This is a genomic window from Haladaptatus sp. (assembly GCF_049589095.1).
Taxonomy (GTDB): domain Archaea; phylum Halobacteriota; class Halobacteria; order Halobacteriales; family Haladaptataceae; genus Haladaptatus.
In genome coordinates this window covers 1-4,088 of sequence record NZ_JBAWAC010000353.1, presented here as the reverse complement: position 1 = coordinate 4,088, position 4,088 = coordinate 1, and the positions used below count along the sequence as shown (strand labels likewise).

General features: G+C 61.0%; 4 protein-coding genes. 3 read left to right on the top strand and 1 reads right to left on the bottom strand.

Going from position 1 to position 4,088, the window contains the following annotated elements; translation table 11 throughout:
- On the bottom strand, positions 1–726 hold a 726-nt coding region (locus WBV42_RS11195; RefSeq protein WP_423986103.1), incomplete at its 3' end, for an SDR family NAD(P)-dependent oxidoreductase.
- A gap of 246 nt (positions 727–972) precedes the next feature.
- On the opposite strand from WBV42_RS11195, the gene WBV42_RS11190 reads away from it, so the two are divergent.
- From WBV42_RS11190 to WBV42_RS11180, 3 genes are all read left to right on the top strand, one after another.
- Positions 973–2,385: an ABC transporter substrate-binding protein gene (locus WBV42_RS11190; RefSeq protein ID WP_423986102.1), complete on the top strand. Its 1,413-nt coding sequence runs from the start codon at positions 973–975 to the stop codon at positions 2,383–2,385.
- Between the two features lie 52 nt (positions 2,386–2,437).
- Positions 2,438–3,376, top strand: a complete 939-nt coding sequence (locus WBV42_RS11185; protein ID WP_423986101.1) for a carbohydrate ABC transporter permease — start codon at positions 2,438–2,440, stop codon at positions 3,374–3,376.
- On the top strand, positions 3,376–4,088 hold a 713-nt coding region (locus tag WBV42_RS11180), incomplete at its 3' end, for a carbohydrate ABC transporter permease (protein ID WP_423986100.1). The genes WBV42_RS11185 and WBV42_RS11180, both read left to right, overlap by 1 nt.

Here is a 4,088-nt window from a genome sequence, read left to right as displayed (position 1 = left end):
GCGAAGTTCGTGACCGTTGATGTAGTCGCTGGCGGGTGAGGCGAGGAAGGTTACCGCTTCCGCGATGTCCTCGGGTTCCGCGAGTCGGCCGATGGGGTTGTTGTCCAAAATCTGTTGTCGCACGGCGTCGCTGATCCCCTCGGTCATTCTGGTGTTCACCCAACCCGGCGCGACGGCGTTGACGCGGACCCCCTCGCGGCCGAGTTCGAGCGCGAGGCTCTTGGTCAACCCGAGCAGGCTGTACTTGCCCACGTCGTAGGCGGGCGACATCCCGACGCCGTTTTTCGTGTGAATCGACGTGATGTTGACGACCTTCCCGTAGCCGCGCTCGACCATCCCGTCGATGACCGCGCGAGTGCAGTTCAACGATCCGTAGAGGTGCACGTCGAGGTTCAATTCGAACGTGTCGTCGTAGGAGTCATCGACGAACGGCCCGGCGTCGCCAACGCCAGCGTTGTTCACGAGGATATCGATGGGACCCAGTTCCTCGGTCGCCCGCTCGACCATCGCCTGGACTTCGGCGGCGTCGCTCACGTCGGCGGCGATGCCGACGGTTTCGACGCCGAGGTCCCGGACTTCCGCGGCGGTTTCCTCCGCCACGTCGGGGTCCACGTCGTTGATGACGACGTCGGCACCGTTTCGCGCGAACGTCTTCGCCGTTTTCTTTCCCATTCCGCGGCCAGCACCCGTGATGAGGGCGGTACGGTCTGTCAAGTCACAGTCCATAGCTACGGTGAGCGATTCACCGGACATAGTCGTTGTGGTAGCATACAAGATATGAGCTATCAACGTGAGCATCGATAAGGACAATACTTAATTATCTGTAATCAAATTACTCGCGTGGATAGCTGAAACACATCGAACCGGACGGTGTGACACGAAGTCACCTCACGGGAATAGCGGTGTGGATGACAGGCGGACACAGAACCATGAACACCAGCAACCGAATCAGCGCAACGGATCGGGTGAACGATGACGAATAGAACGCGCCGCGACTTCCTCGCATACGCGGGCACGGGTGTCGCGCTCACATTGAGCGGCTGTACGCGCGGCGGCAGTGCGAGCTCGGGGAACGGCGAAACGAAGCCCGTGGACCCGTCGAAGGGAGACGGAAACATCGACCTCTCGGCGTACACCGACGCGAACATCGATTGGAAGAAACACGCCGGGAAGAAGGTCAACGTCGGTGCCGTCCAGCACGCGTGGATCGACAGCATTCGACCGCTCGTTCCCATGTTCGAGAAGCTCACGGGGATCGACGTGGTGTGGAACATCCTCCCGGAACAGCAGTTTCGGACGAAGCGGCTGACCGACGTGAGCACCGGGGCCGGGAAGTTCGACGTGTTCTTCATGGACCAAGTCGTCAACCAGTTCCGGCAGGCCGGATGGCTCCAGTACCTCGACCCATACTTCCAGGACGACGACCTCTACGACCCGGACTGGTACAACCGGGACGACCTTATCGGCGTGTGTCAGGAGGCGGTCCACGGGGCCGGGCGGACGAAAAAGTGGACGGGGATGCCGATAACCGTCGAGGTCCACACGATGTTCTACCGGAAGGACCTCTACGAAAAACACGACCTGTCGATTCCGAAGACGACCGACCAGTTTTTACACAACGCGAAGGTCATTCAGGAGAACGAAAGCGGCGTTTCGGGACTCGTCAACCGCGGTCAGAAAGGGTACGGGATGAACGTCTACACGATGGACGCGTGGCTCCGCGAGTACGGCGGCAAGCTGTGGAAGTCGTATCCAGAAAAGTCCGGCCTCGACACGGACGTGGCGAAGAAGGCGGGTAAGTACTACGTGGAAGCGCTCCAGAACTACGGCCCGCCGTCCATCGGCACCATGACGTGGTCCGAAGTCGTTGCGGCGATGCAACAGGGCACCGCCGCGCACGTGATGAACGACGCGAACCTGTTCTGGGGGACCCTGGCGGACGCCTCCCCGGACGGCGGCGACATCGGAGTCGCGAAGATGGTGACGCCGAAGGGATCGGAAAGCAAGTTCGCGCCGGGCGCGTTCACGTGGCAACTGTCCACATCGAAGGCCGCGAAACACTCCGAGGCGGCGTTCCTGTTCATGCTCTGGGCCACGTCGAAGCCGACCCAGCGATGGATGGCGATTCAGCGGAGCGCCTCGTTCCCGACGCGAAAATCCATCTGGTCGCAGAAGGCGTACGAGAAGAAGTACGGCAAGGAGTTCAGCAAGGTGTCCCTCGAATCACTGAAAAGCGCCGAGACGGAGCCGTACGACGCGATGTACCCCGTCTGGGCCCAGAAGTACTCCATCCAACTCCAGAAGGCGATAACCGGCGGGAAGTCCGTCGATTCGGCGATGGAAAAGGCGGCACAACAGGCCGAGTTGACCGTCGGAGGGAACTGATCATGAATCGAGAACCGAACCACCACCGAACGACGAATTCGACCGACAAACCATGAGTTTAGACACCCAATCAGGAACGAACCAAGGAACGCAATCCGAGGGGCGATTCCGCAGCGCGTGGAACGAGTACCTCCCGGTGTGGCTCGCTACGCCGATGGTGCTCGTCGTCCTCCTCATCACCATCTTCCCCGGAATATACGACCTGTACCTCAGCCTCGTCAATTACAACTACGTCCACCCCGAGCAACTCGGGACGTTCACCGGACTCCACAACTTCCGGGTGATATTCACCGACCCCGTCGTCTGGAAGTCGATCACGGTGACGGCGATCTTCGTGACGTGTGCGTTGGTGCTCGAACTCGCCATCGGGTTCTTCCTCGCCGCGTTGCTGACGAACGTGAAGAACAGGTGGGCCGAGACGTTCTACAGGATCGTCTTCATCCTGCCGATGGCCGTCGCGCCGGTCAGTTTGGCGATGATCGGACGGATCATGCTCGACCCGCAACTCGGCATCATCGCGTACGCCATCAACACGTACACGCCGTTCGCGGCGCCGAACTTCCTCACCAACCTGCCGCTGCTGACGGTCATCCTCATGGACACGTGGAACTGGACGCCGTTCATGTTCATCATCCTCTACGCGGGGATGTCGTCGGTTCCGGACGAACTGAAAGAGGCGGCGCGCATCGACGGCGCGCCGACGTGGCGGACGTACGTCCACGTCATCATCCCGTACATGAAACCCGTCATCTTCGTGGCGTTCCTCATCCGCCTCATCGACCTGTTCCGCACGTTCGGGACGGTGTACGGACTGACTCGCGGTGGACCGGGCAACGCAACGAAGCTCATCAGCATCCAGATCTTCCAGACCGGGTTCACGTACATCGACATCGGTGCGGCGAGCGCGCTCGCCATCGTGTACCTCGTCGTCGTCCTCATCATCTGTAACGTGCTGATTCGCGTCGTCGGCTTCGAGGGGGTGTTGGAGTGATGGCGGTCTCGAATAGGGCGAAGAACGTGGGGCGACACGTCGTCCTGCTCGTGTGGGCGTTCGTCTGTCTCGCCCCGCTCTGCTGGATCGGGTTCATGTCCCTCAAACCGCCGGGACACGCGCTGGACCTCCCGCCGAAGTGGGTGTTCCTGCCGACGGTGTACAACTACATGCAGCTGGCGAACGACCCGTCGTTCGTCCACGCGCTCACCAACAGCCTCATCAGCGTCACCGCCTCGGTGATCATCGTGCTGGTGATCGGCGTTCCGGGCGCGTACGTCCTCTCGCGCTACGACGTGCCGAAGAAGCCGGACGTGCTCATCTGGATACTGTCGTCCCGGATGTTGCCACCCATCGCCGTGGTGATCCCGTTCTTCGTCATCTTCCGGACGTTCCACCTCTACGACACGCTGGTCGGACTGGTGTTCATGTACGTGACCATCAACATCGCGCTGGTGGTCTGGGTGATGAAGGCCTTCTTCGACGGCATTCCGCAGTCGCTCGAAGAGGCGGCGCTCGTGGACGGCGCGACGCGATCACAGGCGTTCCGGAAGGTCGTGTTGCCCTCGGCGCTCCCGGGCATCATCTCCGTCGCCATCATCAGCTTCATCTTCGCGTGGATCGAGCTGCTGTTCTCGCTCATCCTCACGAACAACCACGCACAGACGCTTTCGCTGGCGGTGTACGGCTTCATCGGCTCCCGAAACATCGA

Bases quoted from the DNA above. Each gene is read 5' to 3' on its own strand.
- WBV42_RS11190 (WP_423986102.1), top strand. From the start codon at position 973: ATGACGAATAGAACGCGCCGCGACTTCCTCGCATACGCGGGCACGGGT.
- WBV42_RS11185 (WP_423986101.1), top strand. From the start codon at position 2,438: ATGAGTTTAGACACCCAATCAGGAACGAACCAAGGAACGCAATCCGAG.